This is a genomic window from Tenacibaculum caenipelagi, assembly GCF_004363005.1.
In the GTDB taxonomy this organism is placed as follows: Bacteria; Bacteroidota; Bacteroidia; order Flavobacteriales; family Flavobacteriaceae; genus Polaribacter; species Polaribacter caenipelagi.
The window spans coordinates 45541-70516 of sequence record NZ_SNYH01000007.1 but is presented as its reverse complement, the minus strand read 5'-3'; the positions used below and the strand labels follow the sequence as shown (position 1 = coordinate 70516).

Annotated in this window: 26 protein-coding genes; 3 read left to right on the top strand and 23 right to left on the bottom strand. The window is 33.3% G+C overall.

Annotation, left to right across the window (positions count from 1 at the left end; translation table 11 throughout):
• Positions 1-53: 53 nt before the first annotated feature.
• The 8 genes from DFQ07_RS14500 to DFQ07_RS14465 all read right to left on the bottom strand — a co-directional run bounded on the left by DFQ07_RS14500 (position 54) and on the right by DFQ07_RS14465 (position 7738).
• Positions 54-2417, bottom strand: coding sequence for an efflux RND transporter permease subunit (locus DFQ07_RS14500; RefSeq protein ID WP_133537974.1), 2364 nt, complete (start codon positions 2415-2417; stop codon positions 54-56).
• A gap of 97 nt (positions 2418-2514) precedes the next feature.
• Positions 2515-3069, bottom strand: a complete 555-nt coding sequence (gene frr / locus DFQ07_RS14495) for a ribosome recycling factor (RefSeq protein ID WP_133537973.1) — start codon at positions 3067-3069, stop codon at positions 2515-2517.
• A 41-nt stretch (positions 3070-3110) separates the two neighbouring features.
• Complete coding sequence (pyrH, locus tag DFQ07_RS14490) at positions 3111-3821, bottom strand: UMP kinase (RefSeq protein ID WP_028892295.1); 711 nt, start codon at positions 3819-3821, stop codon at positions 3111-3113.
• A gap of 114 nt (positions 3822-3935) precedes the next feature.
• A complete protein-coding gene (tsf, locus tag DFQ07_RS14485) occupies positions 3936-4904 on the bottom strand; it encodes a translation elongation factor Ts (protein WP_133537972.1) in 969 nt (322 codons plus the stop codon).
• Between the two features lie 90 nt (positions 4905-4994).
• Positions 4995-5738, bottom strand: coding sequence for a 30S ribosomal protein S2 (gene rpsB, locus DFQ07_RS14480; protein ID WP_133537971.1), 744 nt, complete (start codon positions 5736-5738; stop codon positions 4995-4997).
• A gap of 115 nt (positions 5739-5853) precedes the next feature.
• Positions 5854-6240 carry a 30S ribosomal protein S9 gene (rpsI, locus tag DFQ07_RS14475; RefSeq protein WP_047790000.1) on the bottom strand — a complete coding sequence of 129 codons (387 nt, stop codon included), beginning with the start codon at positions 6238-6240 and terminating at the stop codon, positions 5854-5856.
• A 2-nt stretch (positions 6241-6242) separates the two neighbouring features.
• Entirely contained in the window at positions 6243-6698 is a 456-nt protein-coding gene (gene rplM, locus DFQ07_RS14470; RefSeq protein WP_133537970.1) for a 50S ribosomal protein L13, read from the bottom strand.
• 191 nt (positions 6699-6889) lie between these two features.
• A complete protein-coding gene (locus DFQ07_RS14465; RefSeq protein WP_133537969.1) occupies positions 6890-7738 on the bottom strand; it encodes an OmpA/MotB family protein in 849 nt (282 codons plus the stop codon).
• Between the two features lie 126 nt (positions 7739-7864).
• Between DFQ07_RS14465 and DFQ07_RS14460 the strand changes: the two genes are divergently transcribed.
• Positions 7865-8836 (top strand): FAD:protein FMN transferase, encoded by a 972-nt coding sequence (locus DFQ07_RS14460; protein WP_243743996.1) that lies wholly within the window; start codon positions 7865-7867, stop codon positions 8834-8836.
• A gap of 51 nt (positions 8837-8887) precedes the next feature.
• On the opposite strand, the gene DFQ07_RS14455 is transcribed toward DFQ07_RS14460, so the two are convergent.
• The 14 genes from DFQ07_RS14455 to DFQ07_RS14390 form a co-directional block, all read right to left on the bottom strand.
• Positions 8888-9472 carry a TMEM175 family protein gene (locus tag DFQ07_RS14455; protein WP_133537967.1) on the bottom strand — a complete coding sequence of 195 codons (585 nt, stop codon included), beginning with the start codon at positions 9470-9472 and terminating at the stop codon, positions 8888-8890.
• Between the two features lie 142 nt (positions 9473-9614).
• Positions 9615-10061, bottom strand: a complete 447-nt coding sequence (locus DFQ07_RS14450) for a cupin domain-containing protein (RefSeq protein ID WP_133537966.1) — start codon at positions 10059-10061, stop codon at positions 9615-9617.
• A gap of 11 nt (positions 10062-10072) precedes the next feature.
• Positions 10073-10531, bottom strand: a complete 459-nt coding sequence (locus DFQ07_RS14445) for an SRPBCC family protein (RefSeq protein WP_133537965.1) — start codon at positions 10529-10531, stop codon at positions 10073-10075.
• Entirely contained in the window at positions 10528-12033 is a 1506-nt protein-coding gene (locus tag DFQ07_RS14440) for a Dyp-type peroxidase (protein WP_133537964.1), read from the bottom strand. The genes DFQ07_RS14445 and DFQ07_RS14440 overlap by 4 nt, the downstream gene beginning before the upstream one ends.
• Before the next feature lie 5 nt (positions 12034-12038).
• Positions 12039-12440: a hypothetical protein gene (locus DFQ07_RS14435; protein ID WP_133537963.1), complete on the bottom strand. Its 402-nt coding sequence runs from the start codon at positions 12438-12440 to the stop codon at positions 12039-12041.
• Between the two features lie 29 nt (positions 12441-12469).
• Complete coding sequence (locus DFQ07_RS14430; RefSeq protein ID WP_133537962.1) at positions 12470-13606, bottom strand: ferritin-like domain-containing protein; 1137 nt, start codon at positions 13604-13606, stop codon at positions 12470-12472.
• Entirely contained in the window at positions 13581-15221 is a 1641-nt protein-coding gene (locus DFQ07_RS14425; RefSeq protein WP_133537961.1) for a GMC family oxidoreductase, read from the bottom strand. Before DFQ07_RS14425 ends, DFQ07_RS14430 begins: the two co-directional genes overlap by 26 nt.
• A gap of 5 nt (positions 15222-15226) precedes the next feature.
• Entirely contained in the window at positions 15227-15751 is a 525-nt protein-coding gene (locus DFQ07_RS14420) for a hypothetical protein (RefSeq protein ID WP_133537960.1), read from the bottom strand.
• Between the two features lie 36 nt (positions 15752-15787).
• Entirely contained in the window at positions 15788-17395 is a 1608-nt protein-coding gene (locus tag DFQ07_RS14415; RefSeq protein ID WP_133537959.1) for a phospholipase D-like domain-containing protein, read from the bottom strand.
• Positions 17396-17590: 195 nt separating this feature from the next.
• On the bottom strand, positions 17591-18367 hold the full coding sequence (locus tag DFQ07_RS14410; RefSeq protein WP_133537958.1) for a class I SAM-dependent methyltransferase: 777 nt from the start codon (positions 18365-18367) through the stop codon (positions 17591-17593).
• A gap of 3 nt (positions 18368-18370) precedes the next feature.
• Positions 18371-19189, bottom strand: coding sequence for a type I methionyl aminopeptidase (gene map, locus DFQ07_RS14405; protein WP_133537957.1), 819 nt, complete (start codon positions 19187-19189; stop codon positions 18371-18373).
• Positions 19190-19218: 29 nt separating this feature from the next.
• The gene (locus DFQ07_RS14400; protein WP_133537956.1) at positions 19219-19749 is read right to left on the bottom strand and encodes a thioredoxin family protein; all 531 of its coding nucleotides are present in this window, start codon (positions 19747-19749) and stop codon (positions 19219-19221) included.
• A gap of 101 nt (positions 19750-19850) precedes the next feature.
• Positions 19851-21368, bottom strand: coding sequence for a 2,3-bisphosphoglycerate-independent phosphoglycerate mutase (gene gpmI, locus DFQ07_RS14395; protein ID WP_133537955.1), 1518 nt, complete (start codon positions 21366-21368; stop codon positions 19851-19853).
• A gap of 48 nt (positions 21369-21416) precedes the next feature.
• The gene (locus DFQ07_RS14390) at positions 21417-21686 is read right to left on the bottom strand and encodes a hypothetical protein (protein WP_133537954.1); all 270 of its coding nucleotides are present in this window, start codon (positions 21684-21686) and stop codon (positions 21417-21419) included.
• A 166-nt stretch (positions 21687-21852) separates the two neighbouring features.
• Here DFQ07_RS14390 and DFQ07_RS14385 point away from each other — a divergent pair, with 166 nt between their 5' ends.
• Complete coding sequence (locus tag DFQ07_RS14385; protein ID WP_133537953.1) at positions 21853-23607, top strand: aromatic amino acid hydroxylase; 1755 nt, start codon at positions 21853-21855, stop codon at positions 23605-23607.
• Positions 23608-23641: 34 nt separating this feature from the next.
• Positions 23642-23923 (top strand): rhodanese-like domain-containing protein, encoded by a 282-nt coding sequence (locus tag DFQ07_RS14380; protein WP_133537952.1) that lies wholly within the window; start codon positions 23642-23644, stop codon positions 23921-23923.
• Between the two features lie 7 nt (positions 23924-23930).
• Here DFQ07_RS14380 and DFQ07_RS14375 read toward each other — a convergent pair whose 3' ends face one another.
• Positions 23931-24881, bottom strand: a complete 951-nt coding sequence (locus tag DFQ07_RS14375) for a GSCFA domain-containing protein (protein WP_133537951.1) — start codon at positions 24879-24881, stop codon at positions 23931-23933.
• Between the last annotated feature and the right edge of the window lie 95 nt (positions 24882-24976).

Genomic DNA, 24976 nt, shown 5'->3' with positions numbered 1-24976 from the left:
ACTTTTTTTGCTATTAATTGTGCAATGATGAACTACAAAAAGCAGGCAAAGTTTTACTTATCTTCTTTAGGAGGCAAAATTTTAAATTTAGTTTCTTTTAAAACATTTTTATTAGCGATTCTTTTTTCAAAAGAAAGAAGAAGAGAAGGCAATAATAGCAGATTAGAAACCATAGCTAATAATAAAGTTATTGAAACCAAACCTCCTAAAGCAATAGTACCACCAAAACTAGAAATGGTAAAGACTAAAAAACCAAAGAAAAGTACAATAGAAGTGTAAAACATGCTCACACCTGTTTCCTTTAATGCAGAATATACTGCGGGTTTTATTTTCCAGTTATTAGCTAGTAATTCTTGACGATATTTTGCTAAAAAGTGAATAGTGTCATCTACAGAAATACCAAAAGCGATACTAAATACTAATATAGTTGATGGTTTTATAGGAATGCTTAAATATCCCATTAATCCAGCTGTTATTAACAAAGGAAGCATGTTAGGAACTAACGAAATTAAAATCATTTGTGGTGAGCGGAACATCCACGCCATGAAAATAGAAATTAGTATAATTGCTAGTGATAATGAAATAACTAGGTTTTTTATCAGATAGTTTGTTCCTTTAAGAAAAACTAAAGCTTTACCAGTCATCGAAATTTCATATTGGTCGTCTGGAAATTGCTTTTTAATTACGGCTTGTAGTCTATCTTGAATAATATCCATTTTATCAGTGCCAATGTCTTTCATAAAAGTTGTAATACGAGCATAACGTCCAGTACTATCTACAAAGTTTTTAAGCATGCCTGAATTACTACTAGAATTTTTGGTATATGCAAAAATGTATCCCTTTTCTTGGCTAGTTGGTAGTTGGTAGTATTTTGGGTTTCCGTTATAGTAAGCCTGTTTTGAGTATTTTACTAAATTGGTAATAGATATAGGTTTAGATAATTCTGGAAAAGTTTCAATTGTTTCATTCAACTTTTCCATTCTTTTTAACGTAGAAAGTTTCATTACACCTTTATCTTTTTTGGTGTCAATTAAAATTTCTAAAGGCATTATACCTCCAAACTCGTACTCAAAAAACTTAATGTCTTTATAAAACTGTTTGCTTTTTGGCATGTCTTCAATCAAACTTCCAGATACTTTAATTTGATATAACCCAATCATACTAAAGATGATAATAACAACTGTAGTAATATAAATGCCAATTCGTTGTTTTTTCACCATACGTTCCATCCAATTTACCACATTTTCCATCCATTTTTTCTCTAAATGGTTTAAATGTTTTTTCTCAGGAAGCGGCATGAAGCTGTATATAATTGGAATGATTAATAAAGCTAAAATGAATATACTAACAATGTTTACAGAAGCTAGTATTCCAAATTCACGTAATAGCTGACTTTTTACAAAAACAAATGTGGCAAAACCAGATGCGGTTGTAATATTAGTCATTAAGGTAGCATTCCCAACTTTTGAAATTACACGTTGCAATGACTTGGCTTGATTACCATGTTTTTTTACTTCTTGCTGGTATTTGTTGATTAGAAATACTGCATTAGGAACTCCAATAACGATAATTAATGGAGGAATTAAGGCTGATAAAACAGTAATTTCATAACGGAAAAGACCAATAAAACCAAAGGCCCAAATAACTCCAATTCCTACTACCAAAAGAGTAATAAAAGTAGCCCTAAACGAACGAAAAAAGAAGAAAAATATAATGGCTGTAATAAGCAATGCTCCAACAACAAATATTTCCATTTCATCAATAATGTTTTGAGAATTCACGGTTCGTATGTATGGCATTCCTGATACACGAATATCTAATTGATGTTGCTTTTCAAAAGTATTAACTGTAGGAATTAAAACATCGGTAATGAAATCTCTACGAGCAGGAGTGTTTACAATATCTTTATTAAGGTAAATAGCAGTTTGCAAAGTACCTTGGTCGTTGTATAACAGGTTTTCGTAAAAAGGAAGTTTTTCAAAGAGCTGTTTTTTAATACTATCTACCTCTTTATTTGTTTTAGGAGCGCTTTTAAACAACGGTTCAACAATAAATTTACGTTGCTTTCTATCTGCTTTTAATTGTTGTACATTGGCAATAGAAATTGTAAAATCTACTTGAGATAAACTGTCTAAATCTTTTACAAGCTTGTTCCATGCATTAAATTTAGCTGGAGTAAAAACAGTAGAGTCTTTAACCCCTAAAATAATTAGGTTACCTTCTTCACCAAAAATTTCTAAAAATTTGTTGTATTGAATATTAGCTTCGTGATCGGTAGGGAGTAAATTTGCTTCTGTATATGAGAAGCGCATATATTTCATTTGAGTGACTAAAAGTCCTGTAATGATAGCTATGGTAATTAAAACTAGATAACGATTTCGCAATATAAATCCTGCGATTTTAGTCCAAAAAGTCATTCAAAAAATTTTTAGCAAAGTTATGCTAAATGAAACAATTAAACGAAAAAAAAAGAGTGTCAAAAACACTCTTTTTAAAACTATTTTTCAAAGAAAATTATACGGTCATAATTTCTTTTTCTTTTACGACTAATTTATCGTCAATTTCTTTAACGTATTGATCAGTTAAACTTTGTATTTCAGTTTCTGCGCTCTTTTTCATGTCATCAGAAACATCTAATTTTTTAATTTCGTTGTTAGCATCTTTACGAGCATTACGAACTCCAACTTTTGCATGTTCAGCTTCCGCTTTTGCTTGTTTAGCTAAATCTTTACGACGTTCTTCAGTTAATGGTGGAACATTGATGATGATATTTTCACCATTATTCATTGGGTTAAAACCTAAATTAGCAAGCATAATTGCTTTTTCTATTTCTTGCAACATGTTTTTTTCCCAAGGTTGAATCGAAATTGTTCTTGCATCTGGAGTGTTTACGTTTGCTACTTGCCCTAAAGGGGTAGCAGAACCGTAGTAGTCTACTTGAACATTCGCTAACATGGCTGGAGATGCTTTACCAGCTCTAATGCTTCGCAATTCTTTTACTAAATGCTCTATAGCACTATTCATTGCCTCTTTGGCCGAATCTAAAATAAAATCAATTTCTTCAGTCATTTTGTTCGTATTTATAAACCTCAATAGAGGGTAATTTCGATTTATTCGTTATCAACTATTGTTCCAATATTTTCACCAGAAATTAACTTTAACAAGTTTCCTTTGGTGTTCATATCAAAAACAATGATAGGTAATTTGTTTTCTTCACTTAATGTAAAAGCAGTCATATCCATAACCTTTAGACCTTTGTCAATTACATCTTTAAAGGTAATGTTTTCATACTTAACTGCATCTTTATTTTTTTCGGGGTCAGATGTGTAAATACCATCTACTCTTGTACCTTTTAAAATAGCATCTGCATTAATTTCAATAGCCCTTAATACGGCCGCTGTATCGGTAGTAAAATACGGATTTCCTGTTCCTCCACCAAAAATTACCACTCGACCTTTTTCTAAATGACGATTAGCACGACGTTTAATATAAGGTTCAGCTATTTCTTTAATCTCGATAGCGGTTTGTAATCGGGTATGAATACCTTCGTCTTCTAAAGCGCTCTGTAATGCCAATCCGTTAATACAAGTAGCTAACATTCCCATATGGTCTCCCTGTACACGATCCATACCTTGGCTAGCGCCTGCAACTCCTCTGAAAATATTACCACCACCAATAACAATGGCTACTTCTACACCTTTATCTACAACTTGCTTTATTTCTTGAGCATACTCTTTAAGTCTGTTTGGGTCAATACCATATTGGCGCTCTCCCATTAGTGCCTCACCACTTAATTTTAAAAGGATTCTTTTGTATTGCATTTGTTTTGTTGAAAGTTGTGCAAAGCTACATATTTTTTTTGAGTTTGAATTTTGATCAAATAAAAAAAAACCATCCAAAAATGGATGGTTTTTTTATAATATGATTGTTGAGAATTATCCTAAAGTAACTCTTACGAAGTTTTTAACTTCAACATCACCGTAAGAAGAAACATATTCTGCAACAGTTTTCTTTTCGTCTTTAATAAACTTTTGATCTAATAAACATTGTTCTTGATCTAAAGTTGTATTGTCAGAGATAAATCTTTCAATTTTACCTGGTAAGATTTTGTCCCAAATTTGCTCTGGTTTACCTTCAGCTTTTAATTGCTCTTTAGCTTCTTTTTCAGCTTCAGCCATAGCTTCATCAGTTAACTGTAATCTAGATACGAATTGAGGTACGTTCTTTAACGTTTTACCTAAACGAGCTAACTCTTCGTTGTCTTTAATAATTGCAGCGATTCTAGCTTCAGTTTCAGAAGCTACATAAGCAGGATCAAAATCTTTGTATGATAATGAAACAGCTCCCATTGAAGCGGCTTGCATAGCTAAGTCTTTAGTTAACTCAGCAGCGTTATCTACAGCAGCAGTTAAACCTACCATTGCAGCAATTTTACCAACGTGAGTATAAGCTCCTACATATGGTGCTTCGATTTTTTCGAAAGAAGTAATATCGATTTTTTCACCAATAACTCCTGTTTGCTCAATTAATTTCTCAGCAACAGTCATTCCTCCAAAATCAGCAGCTAAGAACTCCTCTTTTGTATTATGGTTAAAAGCGATATCAACAAATTCTTGTGCTAATTCTTTGAATGAATCATTCTTAGCTACGAAATCTGTTTCACATGCTAGTACGATAGCAACACCATAAGTGTTGTCATCGCTAATTTTAGTAATTGCTACACCTTCAGTAGACTCACGATCTGCTCTTTTAGCAGCAATCTTTTGTCCTTTTTTACGTAAAATTTCAATAGCTTTATCAAAGTCACCTTCTGCTTCTACTAATGCTTTTTTACAATCCATCATACCAGCTCCGGTAGTTTCTCTTAATTTCTTTACGTCTGCAGCGCTAATTTTTACTGACATTTCTATCGTTATTTTTTAATTGTAATTAATTGTTGTAAGGTATAAAAATTTAAAGGTTTCAATGTAATGAAACCTTTAAATTAAAAATTATTAAGCTTCCTCAGATGCTGGAGCGTCAGCTGTTTTTTCAGCTTTAGCTTTTTCTTTGTCAGCTTTTCTTTCAGTTAAGCCTTCAGCAATTGCATCTGTAATATATGATAATACTTTATCGATAGATTTAGAAGCATCATCGTTTGCAGGAATTACAAAATCGATTGGTCTTGGATCAGAGTTTGTATCAACCATTGCGAAGATTGGAATGTTTAATTTTTGTGCTTCAGCAACAGCAATGTGCTCTTTCTTTACGTCAATTACAAATAAAGCTCCTGGTAAACGAGTCATATCAGAAATTGAACCTAAGTTCTTTTCTAATTTTTCACGTTGACGGTTGATTTGTAATTTTTCTCTTTTTGATAAAGCGTCGAAAGAACCATCAGTCTTCATTCTATCAATAGAAGCCATTTTCTTTACAGCTTTACGAATAGTAACAAAGTTTGTTAACATACCACCTGGCCAACGCTCAGTAATGTAAGGCATGTTTACAGCTTTTGCTTTTTCAGCAACGATATCTTTAGCTTGCTTTTTAGTTGCAACGAATAAGATTTTACGTCCTGAGTTAGCTATCTTTTGTAACGCAGCAGAAGCTTCGTCAATTTTAGCTGAAGTTTTATACAAATCGATGATGTGAACACCATTACGCTCTGTATAGATGTATGGAGCCATGTTTGGGTTCCACTTTCTAGTTAAGTGTCCGAAGTGAACACCACTTTCTAATAATTCTTGAATGTTTGCCATTTTAATAAATGTGTTTACGTTCTGTTTTCGCAATACTTCAGTAGTTATTAAGTCTGAAGTATTTAGATACTAAACTGTTAAAAATTGATTTATAAATAACAGTTCTAATAAACGATTAACGTTTAGAGAACTGGAATTTCTTACGTGCTTTCTTCTGACCGAATTTCTTACGTTCAACCATTCTTGGATCACGAGTTAATAATCCTTCTGGTTTTAATACAGCTTTGTTTTCTTCGTTAATAGCTACTAATGCTCTAGTAATTGCTAAACGAATAGCTTCAGCTTGACCAGTAACACCACCACCGTATACGTTTACTTTAACATCATAAGCCTCTAAGTTTTCAGTTAACATTAAAGGTTGTTGAACTTTGTATTGTAAAGTTGGTGTAGTGAAATAGTTTTTAAACTCTCTTTTGTTGATAGTGATGTTTCCACTTCCTTGAGAAACATAAACACGAGCAACAGCTGTTTTTCTTCTACCTATTTTGTGTACAGTTTCCATAATTATTTAAGATCGTTAAGGTTAATAGTTTTAGGTTTTTGAGCTTCTTGACCATGCTCTGTCCCTGCGTAAACATATAGGTTTCTATATAACGCACTACCTAATTTGTTTTTAGGTAACATACCTTTTACTGCTTTTTCGATTAATCTTGTAGGATCTTTTTCGAACATTTCTGTAGCAGTTAATGATCTTTGACCTCCTGGATAACCTGTGTGACGGATGTAAGACTTGTCAGCCCACTTGTTACCAGTTAAGTTGATTTTTTCAGCGTTGATAATAACAACGTTGTCTCCACAATCTACGTGAGGAGTATAATTTGGCTTGTACTTACCTCTAATAAGTTTTGCAACTTTAGAAGCTAGACGACCTAATGTTTGCCCGTCCGCATCAACTAAAACCCACTCTTTGTTAACTGTAGCTTTGTTAGCTGATACTGTTTTGTAACTTAATGTGTTCATAATTACACGATTAGTTTTTGTTTGTTAATAATGATTTTTTATCCTTTAAAAAGGTCTGCAAATGTACAATTAATTATTTGATTGACAAATAGCGTGTTAGTTTAATTTTTTGTTTTCTTGACTTAGCTGATTTTTAAAATAAAAAAACGTGCTCGAAGCACGTTTTTTATTACTATAAAATCTTTTAAAAATTATTCTACCTTTTGATCTAATAAATCAAAGAATTGATTTAATCTTGGTAAGATAATAATTTTTGTACGTCTGTTTTTAGCTTTGTTAGCAGGAGAATCGTTTGCAACTAATGGTACATAGCTACTTCTTCCTGCAGCAATTAATCTTTCAGGAGCTACGTTGTAGTTGTTTTGTAATTGTCTTACAATAGCAGTAGAACGTAATACACTTAATCCCCAGTTGTCTATTAATGCAGAACCAGCAGACACAGGTGTATTGTCAGTATGTCCTTCTATCATAACGTCCATTTGAGGTTGTCCGTTAACAACAGTTGCAACTTTTTCTAATACTTTAGATGCTTTGTCAGTAATAGTGTAGCTTCCGCTTTTGAATAATAATTTATCTGAAATTGAGATGAAAACTACTGTTTTTTCAACGTTCACTTCAATATCTTCATCATCAATTCCTTCTTGTAATTCCTTCTTTAAATGAAAGGCAACGACCAAGTTTAATGAATCCTTTTTAGAGGCAGCTTCTCTAATTTTGTTGATGTATTTGTCTTTTTTACTTAATTGAGATAAAGTTTCCTTAATGTTATCGTTAGCTCCTTTAGTTAATACTGTTAAGTTTTCAACTTGCTGTAAAGTGTTTTCTTTGTCTTTTCTTAATTCATCTACTCTAGATTCTAAAGAAGATGCTTGATCTTGATATTTATCTTTTTCAACCAAACATTTCGTTAAATTAGCTTTTACAGCTAACAACTCTTCTTTGGTTTGTTCATGTTTAGTTTTTAAAGCGTCTAATTCTTTTGTTGAAGCACAAGAGGCTAACAAAAGAGATGCGGTAAGGAATAAAAATATTTTTTTCATTTTATTCTGATTTTTTAGAAAATTATTAAATAGTTGAGCAAATTTATAAAAATGAATATACAAAAAAGAGAATTAACAATCTTTTATGAGGTGTGAATGCATTATTTTTGTGATCAAATTTTTAAGATGATTAAAAGGATAACGTTTATAGTAGTTTCATTATTGTTGTTGATGTCTTGTAAGGAAGAAAAAAGACAAAATGAAACCAGATTAGAAGGAAGTGTTTTTGGTACCACATATCATATTACTTATGTTAGTAGTACTAATTACCAAAAATCAATTGATAGTTTATATCATTTGGTTAATAAGTCTTTATCAACTTATATGCCTACTTCAGATATTTCAAAAATTAACCAAGGAGATTCTACGGTAGTTGTTGATGATATGTTTGTAGAAGTTTTTGAAAAAGCTAAAAAAATTTACAAAGAAACAGATGGGTATTTTGATCCGACTATAGGTAGGTTGATTGATGCTTATGGTTTCGGGTCAGGAAAAGAAAAGAAAGATTTAACTTCGGAAGAAATTTCGGCTTTGATGGAACATGTTGGATTCGATAAAGTTGTTTTAAAAGATAGGAAAGTTTATAGAGAAAGTGAAAACATAGAGTTTAATGTAAATGCTTTTGCTAAAGGCTATGGAGTTGATGTTATTGGACGATTTTTTGAGGCAAAGAATATTCATGATTACATAGTAGAAATAGGAGGAGAGATTAGAGCTAGAGGTACAAAACATGGAAAATTATGGAAAGTAGCTATTGAAAAACCGAATACTGATGGAACAAGATCTGTTCAAAAATATATTGAGTTGGATAATGAATCTATGGCAACTTCTGGGAACTACAGAAAGTACAAAGTAAATGCTGAAGGCAAAAAGATAGTGCATACAGTAAATGCTAAAACAGGATTAGCAGAAGAGAGTAATCTGTTAAGTGTGTCTGTCCGTTTAAAAGGAGACTGTGCTGATGTTGACGCATATGCTACTGCTTTTTTAGCGATGGGGTTAGAAAAAACAAAAGTGTTTTTACAAAAACACCCAGAGTTGAAAGTTGTGCTACTTTACAATGATGAAAATAATACAATGCAAGAGTTTGTAAATTAAATTTAGTATTCTACAAAAAAAAATAAAAAACCTACGTATCGTAGGTTTTTTTTATTGATGCTTGGTAAGTATATAATTATATACTTTTTTTAGTTCTATGACTTTTACAATACCTGCTATTAAAAAACAAGATAGTGGAATGTAGTCATTAATTCCCATTATTAATAAACCTGTAATTTGAATACCAAAAAAAAGTAGGTTGCTTTTACTTATTCTAAGGTCTTTTCCCACGTTTGAATCTTTCCCATGTAGTTGTATGATGTTGTATTTTAAAAACAGAAAAGAAATTTCACTCATAAGAAATACAATTCCATATAAAATAACTGGTACATTTTCTATGTGGTTTTTGCCAATCCAAGAAGTAGTGAATGGGATTAGTGATAGCCAAAAAAGTAAGTTTAAGTTGGACCAAAGTATTTTTCCATTAATTTTTTTAGCAATTTTAAACAATTGGTGATGATGATTCCAATAAATACTAATGTATAGAAAACTTACTACATAGCTTAAAAATATAGGAGTCATTTTGTATAAACACTCGAAGGTTGTTTCTTTAGGAGCTTCTAATTGAAGAACCATTATTGTAATTATTATAGCAAGAATTCCATCGCTAAAGGCTTCTAATCTTTCTGAAGTCATTTGAGTAATTTTAAATTATTTGATTTTTGAATAAATTAAAATGGAAGAATGAAATATACCGCTCGGTATGAGCGGTATATAATAGTAAATGTGTCAATAAGTTTTAAAACTTGTTGTTTATTGCTATTTCTTGTTAGAGAGTTTAATAAGATCCTTCCTCTAGAACTTCATGACCATATTTTTTTGAATATGCTTGGATTTCTTCAAAATCATCTGGAGCTAGTTTAGTTAGCTTATCAAAGAAATCAAAAGTTCCTGATGGAGTAAATGTACCTATTAAATGACCTTCAGTAGTACCCACATTGGTAAATTTATGAGCTACACCTCTAGGAAGAAATAAGAAGGTGCCTTTTGGGGCTTTATGCACTTCATCGCCAATTTGAAAGGTAAACTCACCTTCAATCACATGAAGACTTTCATCATTTTTATGATGAATGTGCAATGGAGCTCCTTTTCCTGATGGAACCTTTAATTCAAAATAATCTAATAAGTTTCCAGTGGTTTTTATATCTGTTCTATACACAGCATCAAAACCTGTAATTTTTGTTTTTTCTCCTTCTGTTGGTTGTAATAAAACTGTTTCTACCATAATTAGTGTTTTTATATTGCGTTAGCAGATTCTTTTACCATTGGAAATAATTTTAGTAATTCATCAAAGCCTCTTTGATAAAAGTCAGAAATAGCATCCTCTTTATAATAGAAGGTAGCTACCCATTGTACAATACAAGTACCTCCTTTTACATCAAATACACGTAAATCAGAGTAGTACTTATGGATTTCTTGCCCCCATTCACCCCAATGCCACTTATAACGATAGTGATGATTTTCATTATCCATCATTACTAGTTCTTCAATAGCTTGTGGTTGTCCAGGAAAAGTTAATAAACGTCTTAATTGTCGAGTGTCAGTTTGGTCGCTTATAACATCTAATTCAGTAATGTCTGGATGCCATTTATGGATGGTATAAAAACCACCAATAACTTCCCATACTTGTTCAGCTGAAGCTCCTAGTTCTACAGATTGTACAACTCTCCAGTCTTTGTAACCTTGTTCGTTCATAATAAATTTGGTTTTTTGGGTTGATTATTAATTAAATTTTTAAGGAATGAAATACTAGGGGCAAAAAAATATTCTCCGCCTAATACTTTAACTAGATTTTTATATCTGAAATCAAGTGTAATGGTTTTACCATTAACCTGATGTTGCCACTCCTTAATATTGTTGCTTAGTTTAGTGTTTTGTTCACCAGTAATAGGGTCGTGACCAGTATCTTTTATAGGGAAATTTGGATTGTCTGACCATCCACACTGCATGACTAAAAATTGTTGTTCAATATCACTTTGACATGATAAAAAAAGAAGTCCAGCATCGGTCCATTCGGAATCTGGGTTTAAATTTTTTGAACCGTAGCTAATTCCTCTCCTAACAATTCTATGACTCCTTTCTTTTTGAATAGGAGTGTTATTAATTCTGTTTGTATCTCCTCTTGGGTTTGTTTTTCGGATATGAGAGTGAAAAGGACATTTAAGTCCCTCCATGTCTTCTTGATAATCAAAGTTGTTAAAGGTATCTTTCTTTGAATTAGCTGTCAAAGGAGTGCCATCTTTGTAACGACCGAAAGCTAGAGCACCAGCATATTCTGAGTCAATTTTATCATCCGTTTTTTCTGAGATTAAAGAAGCTAATTGTTGGGCTTGTTTGTTGAAACCTTTGATGTTTTGTTGCATTTTTCTATATACAAAATAGGTTCCAAAACTCAGGTCTTCATCTATCCCTCCGGGATCGTTCACAGCTACTAAATCGAAAGGGGCGGTGGGGTCAAAACTTTTTATCCCTTCTTTGTTTTGCCAAGAATCAAAGTCAGATTTAAAAAATACGGGATTGCTTAGTCCGTCTACAAAACCAAAATGTTCAATTACATCATTATTTTTATTTCTTAGGATATATCCTTTTTCAACAGATAGTATGGTAGCTACGTTGTTTATACTACTTTCTATTTTGGCAATTTCGTTATCTAAATAGTTATTGCATACCTCATCGTCGGTTTTGTCTCCTCCGTATGCAAGGATCAATAAGGCGTCTATTTTTTGATTAAATGGAATTTGCCAATTTTTTGGGGTATCATTTAATGGGTTGATAGTTCTTTCATGAACTCCATTAGGCCCCGTGTCATATTGAAATGTAATATCTTTCATACCGGCACGGAAAGCTTTATCATCAGGAATTTGATTGCTATCTATTTCTAACGCTTGGTATCCAGAATGACTGAGTAGAAGCCCTGTAAATAAATGTTCAGTACCAGAATTTTTAAAATCTAATGAAGTTTGATGTTGTTCATATGCAGATGTTAATTGTGAAGCAAATTGATTTAACCACATGCGATTCTCATGTGAATGTCCATTAAATTGTAAAAAGATATGGCGTGAATGTGAACGACCATGACTTTTTAAAATATTGCCCTGAATGTCTTCTAGAACAATTTTTAAATTTGGGTCGTTAACATCTAAGTGCTTTTGACTTAACTTGATGGAGGGTTTGTTTGTAGTTGGGGGACTTGTCATGTTTTTTATTTGAAGTAATTTCTGTCGTCAGGAGCTTCGTTTAAGGTAAATGTATGTTGGTATTCTGGGTCATAAACATTTAATATTGTATAGGTTCCTGAAGTAATCCATGATTTACCATCCCAAGTACCGTCGTTATTAAATTGCTTCTCAATTTTTTGAGTTTGAATTAATACGCGTCCCCAGAATAACCATTTTCCGTCTATATTGTGGGCATAATAAACTCTTACAGGGTCTAGTTGAAAAATTCTTGCGCTTGGTTTGTTTTTGAACTCAAATACTTTTCCTTCAACATCTTTAAGTATTACTGGATTTTTTCTGTGTTTTTCTATGTTGAAAACATCAACAGGAAACCCTTGTTCTTCTGTAAGTTCTAGTGTGTCGTTTATTTCTATAAAACTTCCCATATTTTAATTGTTTGGTTAATTGTATTGTTTTAAATCATTCTAAAACAAGGTCCGTAATGAAGCCCTTGTTCATTGTTTGGTATAGGTGTCTTTACTAAAGGAATCGCATATCTTTCAAGTTTAAACATAGCCTCAATAGCATGAACTAGAGCTGCTTGACCTCTTCCGTTTATAGCCCAAGCTTCTTCCAGTAATTGTACAACATCGGTGTAGGCTTTATCAAATTCTGTTAATAAATGCCATACTTCAGGAGTAACTTCAGATTCTTGATATCCGCCTTCTGGTACTCTAGCTATATTGTAAATTTCTGGCCGAGGCATAGGGTCTTTGAAATAGTATTTGTCTCCTTCTTGAACTATTTTTTTCTGATAAAATACTTCCCAAAACCTGTAGAAGTGAGCTAAATTGTCCATGCCAGTACTTGCTGGTGAAACATTCTCTGAACCTTCTCCTTGCTCTTTAATCATAGCAATGGCTTTTGAAACACTTTCAGCATCTGCCATTACCCACCAAGATAAAGGTCCTGCTAGTTGTCGCTCAACATTCATTTTAGGTTGAAGATCTTGAAAAAGTTCATTAATACGATCGTACAATTCTCCAATGGTTGTATTATGTTCGTAGTTTTGAATATGATTAGTAGAAAACTTGCCTTCAGTACTGCAGAGACCGCCAATTTTTACTAGTTCTTTGGTGTCATAATCATAGATGTCTGCAATTTTTTCAGGCAACTCTATTTCCATAAAGTTTCTTAGAGAGCAATCACTAAGTCCTTCTAAGTATAAATAAAGTTCTGGGTGAACTCCTCCTGGAAGTCCTGAAGGGAATTTTAAACCATTTTTTGAGTTGTATATTTTTGGTTCACCTCCAATTCCAGCAATCATATTGCAAACCATAGCCATATGTAACATTTCTTCTTGGAAAACATTACGAATTGATTTGGCAACCTCACAGTTGTTATCCTTAATACTCCACATTGTTTGTAGATAGATAGGTATGGTTGCAAATTCAAGAATTACAGCATTATTTAGTAGTTCCTTTAGTACATGCAATTTGTCTTCGTGATCGTCTTCAACAAGTCTTGAATGTTGAATAAGCTCCTTGGTATTGGTTAGCTTTGAGGCTTTTTCTTGGAAAGCATTTTTATATTTCAGCTGTGTTGTAGGCATTTTTGTGTTTTATTTTAGTTGTGCTTTTTTGAGTTAAATGTTCTACGAGTCTAAAGGCAAGAGCTGTCAATGTAAGTGTTGGGTTAACAGCGCTTCCTGTTGGGAAAGCTGCATTTGAGCATACATATAGGTTGTCTGTGTCGTGAACTTTCATAAATTTATCAGTAACGCTATTTTCAGGGCTGGTTCCCATTCTAGCAGTTCCGGTTGTATGATGACCTCCTGGTTTGTCAACTTTGGAAGAAATTATTTCTAGCCCCATTTTTTCTAAGATCTGTTCTAAAAGTTTCAAACGATCGTTAGCATTTTTCATTTCTTCCTCAGTTCTACTAAAGTGAACAGTTGTTTGTGGTAGCCCAAAGCGATCTGTTCCTGGTTTAGCTTCAAGACGATTGCTAAATTTTCCTTTCTCTTCAAGGAAAGCTTGTAGGTTTACTGTCATCTCTCCGTAAACTATGTCATCGATTTCTTCTCTTGTTTTTCCTTCAATCATAAGTTGAGCGATGTCGGTGTTTGGAGTAGTCCTGTTTTTAAACATGAAGATCTTTCCTTTCTTTTGATGCTCTTTTGTATTGTAGCTATGAGACATAAGAGTAGGAAAGTCATATTCTTGAAACCATCCATTAGGATTAGATTTCGCTTTACCAACAACATTTAGCATTGAATGAGATACAACGAAGCGACCAACCAGGTCGAAATCATTTCCAATACCATCTTTCCAGAATTCGTTTTTTGAAGCTCTTAATAGTTTAGGAACATTATAGGCTCCTGAGGCTAAAATGATAGTATTGCCATAAACTGTGTGCTCTTCTCCCGATAAATTATCTTTATAGCTCACAGATTCAGCAATGGCTTTATTGGCTACATTTACTTTGTGTACAGGAGAATTTATTCGTATTTCTAAGTTGATAAATCTTGTGTCATTTTTTAGATCGTCTAATACGTATTGAGCATTGAACCTACCGCCAATAGGGCAGTATTTGCAGGTTCCTGTTGTCATACATTTTCTATATCTAGCAATAGGCATTTTACCAGATTTTATCTTCTTTTTTGTTCCGGGATCTATATCTCCATCTTGGTAAACAACATCTAATTGTTCCCAAGCTTTTATCATTTCACCATCTGCTGCGGTCCATTCAAAAGGAGGAACAGGATAAGGTTTAGATCTGGGAATCCAATTGGCATCACTATCCCCACAGACAGAGAGGTATTCTTCTGCTTGGTTATAATATTTTTCTAGGTCTTCATAATTAATTGGCCAATCAGCACCTTCACCAGTGTTGGAAAAAAGATTGAAATCTTCGGGTCTGAACCTTAAAGACCAAGCTCCCCAGTGCATGGTGGACCCTCCATATGCTTTAACACGAACTCCATCTGTTTGGTAATCAATATTACCAGTAGAGTCAGCTTCCCATTTTTGATCATAGGTATATGTATAAGGTCTTTCCCCTTTGGTTATATAATCCCACCAGAATCGTCTGTCTTTGGCTATAACTTCAGGACCAGCTTCTAAAATTAGAATTGAAGTATCATTTTTGTGTTCGAGTAAACCTTTTGCGATAGTTGCAGCTGCCACTCCTGCACCTACAATAACATAATCGAATTGTTTTTTCATGTTTCTTAGCTTTGAGGGTTTTCTGGTGTGTAGCTGCGAACTTTTGGGGTTCTGTTATAGCGTGTACCAGCAAGGAACCCGTGATAATTTTTAGCTTCTTCACCGCCGTATTTTGTACCCCAGCTCTTAAAGCCTCCTGCCATGATTTGCATTCTTATAAACTCATTTACAACATATATTTTGCAGTGTGCTAATCGTGTTGTTGGGGGTTGGCTATTATCAATACCGCTTTCAAAAAAGAGTTTTTTAAAAGCTTCATCTTTGCCATACATTGTTTTTAATTCATTTAAAACATATATAGCGTTTACATACTCTCCAGTATAGTTCGGAGCGTTTTCAGTCTTTGCTTTAATCATTTCAAACCAAGAGCTTCTTTGGTTGTTTGAATCGTAGTTGGTATTTGACCAATTTTTTCCAATAGCTTCAAATATTTCCCACAAAGCTTCTTTATTTTGATGAGTTAAGTGCTGGCCTTCTGCAAATATTAATTCAGCAGAAAGCGCCTCATTGCAAACGGGGCCTCCAATCATAATCGTTAGGTTTTATGTGTTTTGTTAGTTTAGTTCTTATCTAAAAAGTTCGCGTTGTTTAGCGTGTTGTGTACCTTCTTTAAAATAGATGTCCGTCCATGACGAATCGGTTGCTAGGTAATCACTAAAATAGGTTTCATCGTAGCCATTATGTTCCATTTGATCTCTGAATTCATAATGGTTAAACAAGCGCATAAATTCAGTAAGATAAATATCTACAACTCCAGTGTCTCCTTTTATAATAACCATATTCTCATCGTTATTGTGAGTAGAGGCTTTTGAAAAGTTTGCTGATCCAGTAATTAGAGTTGGATTATCTGTTAATGGATCTACAAAAAGATATTTGGTATGTAGATACTTTACATGATCATTTAATCCTGTTAGATGCTCTTCTTCCCAGTTTTTAAGTCCTTCTTCTTTAATTTCATCACCATTTAGAGTAGCGCCTAGGGCAATTCTATTATTAGGTGTGTTTTTAAAAGTGTCAAATGTTTTACCCTCATGTTCTAAGAGTATATAACGAAGAGTTTCATCTTCTTTACTCATTATTTCTGCAAACTCTTCATTTACACCAAAGGCGGCAGTGAAACCGATAGATTGCTTTGCTTTTTCGATTTGTTCACCGTACCAGTCTAAAACACTTAAATCTACTCTTGGACTAAAGATGGGAGTTATATCATTAAGGAGTTGACCATTAGGGGTAGGAGAGTGTTCGTCGTTTTTAGGACGTAATTCTTTTAAATCAGGATTTTTAGATAATCGAGTCCAATATTTCATATACTCCTCAGCAATATTACTATCTCTAATAACATGACCTACATTTGATTGTCCAAAAATACCTCCTTTGGTAAAATTAGTAGATCCGGTCCATACTTCAATAGGTTTTCCTTTATGAAGAAGTATAATGTATTTGTTATGCTTTATTGAAGAGTTAGAGGATCTTGGAATCATAAGCTTTTCAATACCTGGAACATGAGCGATGGCTGCATCGGTATTTTTCCATGGACCAGTTTTAGATCGATCATACAATATCTTAACATCAGCACCTCTTTGAGATGCATCGTATAAAGCTTGGATTACTGGAACGTAATCAAACTCATAAGCTGCTACTCTAAGAGCATAGTCTTTCCCTTTTGCCTGAGAAATAAATGATAAAATAGCTTCTTCAAGTCCTCTTGATAGCCATTTGTAGGCTTCGTTATTAGGAACTTTGTCGGGACTTAGATTGTTGAATTTTCTAGCGTAGGCTTGTCCGACCGTACCTCTATTAAAGAAAACACCGTGAGTGCCATCTTCAGGGTTTTCGGTAGTTATCTCAACACTGATTTCTTCACTGTCTTCTTGTTTTTCTGGGGTTCCATATACGGGAGTGGCAGAATATTGATATTGTGTATTTGGACTCGCAGAGTAGTCTGCCCAGAAGAAAGATTGAATAAGATTGTAGTCTTCTTCCTTTTCGCTATTCTTGAATTGTTTAAATCCTTTTAATGGAATTGTTTTTCCAGAAGCAATTTCTTTACGATTTAGCTTAAAACCCAATAAGTCTTTTCTTGTCTTAGATTCTGTATCTAGGCAAAGTAATACCACATGGGTTCCAGCTATGACATGTAAAGAAACCCCATTTTTGTGGTTTCTTACTCGCATATTTATGTTTGGTTAGTTAGTAGTTAAATATAAAAGTAAGAAAATATTTTAAATTTTTGTGAAATAATTTCTCTAGAAAAAAGAAAAGTAGGCTATATGGTAGTGTAAAAAATAGAATGGTTTAGAAAAAACACCCGTTTTTAGAGAGAGGAAAAGAATATTTTTTGTTTTAGTTGAATAAATTTAAAACAAAAATTAATTTTCTTGTTTATAGCAAACAGGTAAAATTTCGCCTTTCATTAAGGCAAATCGTTCTAACTTTTCTGGAGCAATTTTTTTTGTGTAGTCTATCTCGTTAACTTTAAACCCTATAGAACGTAATTTGTCAAAATAATCACGTCCATACACACGTACATGATCGTACTGACCAAAGATTTTAGCACGTTCTTTTGGGTCGGTAATGGCATTGTCCTCGAAAGTAGTTTCTCTCGATAAATCTTGTGGGATTTGAAAAATTCCAAATCCTCCAATTTTCATTACACGATACAATTCTTGCATGGCTTTTGTGTCATTAGGAATATGCTCTAAAACATGATTACAAAACACAACATCAAAAGCATTGTCTTCAAAAGGTAAGTCGCAAATATCTGCTTTTACATCTGCAATTGGCGATTCTAAATCGGAAGTAATATATTTTAGGTTTTGTTGTTTTCTAAAAAGATCTAAAAAACATTGCTCGGGAGCAATATGCAATACTTTTAACTTTTTATTCGAAGTGAAAAAATTAGTTTCATCTTGTAAAAATAGCCATAGTAAACGGTGTCTTTCTAGCGATAAAGTAGAAGGAGAAAGTGCATTTTCTCGCTGTTTTCCATATCCATAGGGCAAAAACTTCTTGAAAGACTTTCCGTCAATAGGATCAGTAAAATTATCTCCCTTTAACCACCAAGCAATTATAGGTCTAGCCAAATAACTAGCTTTGATTAAAAGGGGTCTTGGAATTGTATTTAATATCGTTTTAAATAAAGACACAAGTTATATAACTAATGGTTGTTGTCTAAATTCATCTTCTTCGTTACTTTCAATACCTAAAGCTTCGTATATGTATTTAAAGGTAGATAATAATTCAGGTTTACCATCAATAATGGCTACATCGTGTTCAAAATGGGCAGATGGTTTATTGTCTAAGGTAGTAATTGTCCATCCATCACTATGTTGGAGAATCTTTTGTGTACCCATGTTTGTCATAGGTTCTATAGCGACAACCATTCCTTCAACAAACTTTTTACCACGACCTCTTTTTCCGTAGTTAGGCATTTCAGGATCTTCGTGCATTTTGCGTCCTAATCCGTGTCCAACTAATTCACGAACAACTCCATAACCATGTTTTTCGGTAAAGTTTTGAATCGCAAATCCGACATCGCCAACACGATTTCCTACTTTAAACTCGCGAATACCTACATATAAACTTTCTTTGGTAACGTCTAATAATTTTTGTGTTTCGGGAGCAATTTCACCTACGGCAAACGTATAAGCATGATCTCCGTAAAAATCATTTTTGATAGCACCACAATCAATAGAAATGATATCACCTTCTTGTAAAGGGGTATTGTTTGGAATTCCGTGTACTACTTGAGAGTTAGGACTCATACAAAGTGTGTTCGGAAAATCGTACAAACCTAAAAAACCAGGAACAGCACCTTGCTCGCGAATAAATTCTTCGGCAAGTTTGTCAAGATACAATGTAGTAACTCCAGGCTTTACTTCTTTGGCAAGCATACCTAAGGTTTTTGATACTACTAAAGCACTTTCGCGCATTAATTCAATTTCTTCTCTGGTTTTTTGAATAATCATGTTAAAAATATTGAGGCGCAAATTTACGGTTATTTTTGATATGGATGCTTGTATTCTTGGCCAGAAAGTATTTTTAAGAAATCTTCTTCAACTGTACTGTCATCTAAGGCATGTTCTACAAAGCGACCAATTTCTTTTCCGTTTTTGTAAAATATAAATGTTGGAACATGAGTAATATCAAATCCTTCTTCCAATCCATTTGCTTTCTTTTGACGATTAACGGTAACTAATTCAAGGTTTTTGTAGTCAAATTGAGCTTCGTCTAAAATTTTATAAAAATTAGGAATATCTCTTTGGCTATCACCACACCAAGTTCCCATAAAACCTTTGATTTTTATGTCTTTCAAATACGGTTTTAGTTGTTCAACTGTATTTTTATCGGTTTCATAATATGAATAAAAATCGTTAAACCACTCACTACCGTAAGGTTCTTGCTGAAGATCTTTTTTTGTAGCAATACCTACTAAATTTCCATTTTCATTTTTGGTAGCAAGATTTTTAGGCGCTGAAGCACATGAAACTACTAAAGCGGTAATAAGCAAATACACGATTTTTTTCATCTGTTTAATTTTTATAGTTTTTTATAGGTCAGATGTAATTCGCCAATAATCCTTTCGGTTGATATCAACTTCTTGTTATGGCTCATTTCATAAGATATATTTTAAATAAGTGAATGTTGTGTCATTTCTTTAGGTTGTGCTACTCCCATAAGTTGTAAAATGGTTGGAGCAACATCGCCTAAAATACCACTTTTTATTGATTTTAATTCTTTGTCGATTAAAATCATAGGAACTGGATTGGTTGTGTGAGCTGTATGTGGTGTTCCATCTGGGTTAATCATGGTTTCACAGTTTCCATGATCGGCAATTAGAATAGTAGTGTAATCGTTATCTAGCGCAGTGGTTACTACATCTTTTACACATTCGTCAACAGCTTCGCAAGCTTTTACAGCAGCTTCAAAAACGCCAGTATGTCCTACCATATCTCCATTAGCAAAATTTAAACATACAAAGTCTACATTACCACTTTGTAGTTCAGGAACAATGGCATCACGAATATCATAAGCACTCATTTCTGGTTGTAAATCGTAGGTTGCCACTTTTGGTGATGGACACAGTAAACGTTTTTCACCTTTAAATTCTTCTTCTCTTCCGCCAGAGAAAAAGAAAGTTACGTGCGGATATTTTTCTGTTTCAGCAATTCTAATCTGCTTTTTCCCTGCTGATTCTAATACTTCTCCTAGTGTGTTTTCAATATTTTTTCCGTCGTAAACAACATGAATATTGTTAAACGTATCATCGTAACTTGTTAGGGTAACAAAATACAATGGTAATTTTTTTATGTTAAATTCAGGGAAGTCTTTCTGACTTAAAGCTTCAGTTAATTGACGTCCTCTATCGGTTCTGAAATTGAAGAAAATTACAACATCGTCTTCTTTAATGGTCGCTTTAGGTTGATTATTCCCATCCACCATAATGATTGGTTTGATGAATTCATCGGTAACATCAGCCTCATAACTTTGTTGAATACTAGCTATAGCATCTGAAGAAATTGAGCCTTTTCCGTGTACTAAAGCATCATAAGCAAGTTGTACACGCTCCCAACGATTATCACGGTCCATTGCATAGTAACGACCAGTAATTGTTGCCAATTCACCTGTAGTTTCTTGCATGTGTTGTTGGATATCGTTGATGAAATATCTTCCTGATTTTGGATCGCAATCTCGCCCGTCAGTAAAAGCATGTAAAAACACATTATCCAGGCCAAAATTGTCAGCTGCTGTTAACAACCCTTTTAAATGATCTATGTGAGAATGGATTCCTCCATTAGAGACCAACCCTAAAAAGTGTATGTTTTTATTGTTTGCTTTCGCATACTCAAAAGCTTTTATTAATTCGGTTTCTTTGGCAAGAGATCCTTCTTTTACTGCTTTGTTTATTTTAGCTAAGTTTTGGTATACAATTCTACCAGCCCCTAAGTTCATGTGTCCTACTTCAGAGTTTCCCATTTGTCCTTCAGGTAAACCAACATGTTCCCCATCAGTTCTTAACTGTGCATGCGGAAATTCATCGTATAAAGAATTTATAAAAGGAGTTTTCGCATTATATATAGCTGATACTTTTGGGTTTTGGGTGATTCCCCAACCGTCCAAAATCATTAAAATTACTTTCTTGTTCATTTGTTGTGTGTTACACTGCAAAAATAAGAAAGATTTTCGGGGATTATTTTAAGAATTCATAAAAACAAATACGATATAGATTAATATTCCGAAGATTAAAAAATAAATGATACTGTTCTTGATAAGTTGGTTTCTGTTCTCTTTTTGGACTCGTATTTTAATATGTGCTAATTCTTCTTTACTAGCAGTTTTTTTGAAATATAATTTATCGTCATTTTCTTTTTGAAATCGTTCTAGTTTTTCAAAAGCACTGACTCTTTTTCTTTTGTTGTTTTTTAAACTGGTAATCATTGCAGATACTGCTCCTCCAAAACTCATAGCAAATGGTTTTTTATAATTAAACAAATTTTTTAACTGTTAGATTCTAATTTGAATTTTTAGAACTATAGGGTGTTAGTAAATATAAGAAATAGATAATTTAACGGATATCAATTTTTTGTAAACTATAAAAAACCTAAATTTACACAGCAAAACAAACAACATTATGGAACCTCATTTTGAATTAAACGAAGTTACCAAAAAGCTACCCAAGCATTTACATAAATTCATAGTAAAACAGCCGTATGATGAATATACTGCACAAAATCAAGCAGTTTGGCGCTATGTAATGCGAATGAATATAGATTATTTAGGTAAGGTAGCACACTCTTCGTATATAGATGGATTAAAAAAAACAGGAATTTCGGTTGAAAAAATTCCTCATATGCAGGGAATGAACCGAATTTTAAAAGAAATTGGTTGGGCGGCAGTTTCAGTAGATGGATTTATACCGCCGAATGCTTTTATGGAATTTCAAGCATACAATGTATTGGTAATTGCTTCTGATATGCGTACGATTGATCATATTGAGTACACACCAGCACCAGACATTATTCATGAAGCAGCAGGTCATGCACCAATTATTGCAAATCCTGAATATGCAGAATATCTACGTCGTTTTGGTGAAATAGGGGCTAAGGCAATTTCATCGGCTAAAGATTATGAGATGTACGAAGCAATTCGTTTGTTGTCTATACTAAAAGAAGATCCTAATTCAAGTCAAAAAGAAATCGACGAAGCTCAAGAAAAAGTTGAGTGGTTACAAGACAATATGGGAGAGCTTTCTGAAATGGCTCAAATAAGAAATCTGCATTGGTGGACGGTTGAATATGGTTTGATAGGTTCACTTGAAAATCCTAAAATTTACGGAGCAGGGTTATTATCTTCAATAGGGGAGAGTAAATGGTGTATGAAAGATGAGGTTACAAAAGTGCCTTATACTATTGAAGCAGCGAATGTAAGTTTTGATATTACAAAACCACAACCTCAATTATTTGTAACGCCAGATTTTGCTCACTTGAGTATGGTGTTAGAAGAGTTTGCTAATACAATGGCAATACGATCTGGAGGGTTGAAAGGAGTAGAAAAATTGATAGATTCTAAAAATTTAGGAACCATCGAGCTAAGTACAGGGGTTCAAGTGTCAGGAGTATTTACAAATGTGATTTCTGATGAAAAAAATAGGCCTATTTATGTGCAAACTACTGGTCCTACTGCCTTAGCTAATAGAGATAAAGAACTTATAGGGCATGGAATTACTTATCATGCAGAAGGTTTTGGAAGCCCAATAGGGAAATTAAAAGGAATTAATATTCCAATTGAAAATATGAGTCCACGTGACTTAAAGGCCTACGGGATTTATGAAGGAGAACAAGTAGTTCTTGAATTTGAAGGAGGAGTAAAAGTTGAAGGTGAAGTGATTACAGGAACCAGAGATTTACGAGGTAGAATTTTATTGATATCTTTTAAAAATTGTACGGTAACTCACGGTGATACTGTATTGTTCCATCCTGATTGGGGGGTGTATGATATGGCTGTTGGTGTGGAAGTAATATCGGCATTTGCAGGTGCTGCAGATGTAACTTCTTTTGGTGATGTTGGAAAAGTATCGGAAACAAAAACTCATAAAATAGCTTATTCTGATGCAGATAAGGAATTGTACAGTTTATATGAGAAGGTGAGAGGAATGAGAGAAGAAGGAACGTCTTCTGAAGAAAAAATTCAAGAGATTTTCGAATTGTTACAATCAAAATTTAAAAATGATTGGTTATTGCCTCTAGAATTGTTAGAACTGGCTGTAGAGCGTGATTATTCTGTTAAAGAAGCTATAAAATCACATTTAGAAATCTTAAAAGGTAACAAGAGTTACACTACGTTAATAGAAAACGGCTTACATTTGTTGCCAGAACATTCGATGTAACATGGGATTATTTAATTTATTTAGAAGAAAAAATATGAGTAACGAAATACAAGAATATTTAGCTAAAGGAGCGGTAGTGTTAGATGTTAGAACTTTAGCAGAATGGAATGAAGGGCATAGTGAAGGAGCAAAGCATATTGTATTGACAACAATTCCTTTAAATGTAGATGAAATCAAATCATGGAATAAACCTGTGATCGCGGTTTGTAAAAGTGGTGGTAGAAGCGGTCAAGCAACTCAATTTTTACAAAACCATGGTATTGATGTAATTAATGGTGGTCCATGGCAAAATGTAGATCAGTATCTAGTTAAATAATAAAGAACTAAAAATTCATAAAAGGAAATGCTTGCAAAAGTGTTTCCTTTTTTTGTTGTAATTTTTCTAAAAATAGTTGGTGTGCCTCTGAATTTGGATTGAATGGTTTATGAGTTAATCCTTTTTGAATGGTTTCAACTTCTTTCATCACTTTAAGAGTGTCTTCGGTAAACCATACATCAGAAAATTTGTCACAGATATAGTTAATAGCAGTTTGGTTAGGGTGAATCATATCCTCAGCGTAAAAACGATAATCACGCAATTCGTCCATCATGATTTCATAAGAGGGGAAATAATATACTTTTTTGCGAGGTTCAACCACTTGATGAATAGCTGAAAGTAAATGTGCTTTACTACGTTGATTTTCAATAAAGCCATCTTTGATATGACGTACTGGAGAAACGGTGTAAATTATAGAAGCATCTTTGTTTATTGATTGAACTAAAGAGTTGATAGCTTCTAAACTTTCTAAAATTTCATCGATACTTAACAGTTCTTTTAAGAATTTTTTCTGCGGAATTTTATGACAATTCGCAACAAAAGTATCTGTTGCGATTTCACGATACACCCAAGCTGTTCCTAAAGTAATAATTACATGTGAAGCATTTTTAAGTTGCTTAAAAGTTGATTTGATATTGTTGTTTAAATTGTTAAGTAATTCTTCTTTTGAGGGTGAACTAAGCACTGAATGCGTTTCGAAGCAATGCCAGCGTTCATTGTGAAAAAAAATAGCATCTTCCGTATATTCTTTTTGATTAATACTATTGGTAACTAATTGTTCAATAGCTTTTGGGTGGAATAATATACCAAAGGGATTTTGCTCTGATTGAAATTTGTAATAAGATAACTTATTACCTATGTTTTCAGAAAAACAAGACCCTAACAATAACAAATTTGAATTGTAGTCAATTTGATGATGTGGTTGTTTTTTTAGAGGTATCTGCGTTTGAAAAATCATAGGTGGAATGTGAGAAATTCATATCAAAAATAACGATAAAAAGATCAGAAATATAAGTGTCAAGTTTAAATTTAATCATTTTTGTATATTTGTTT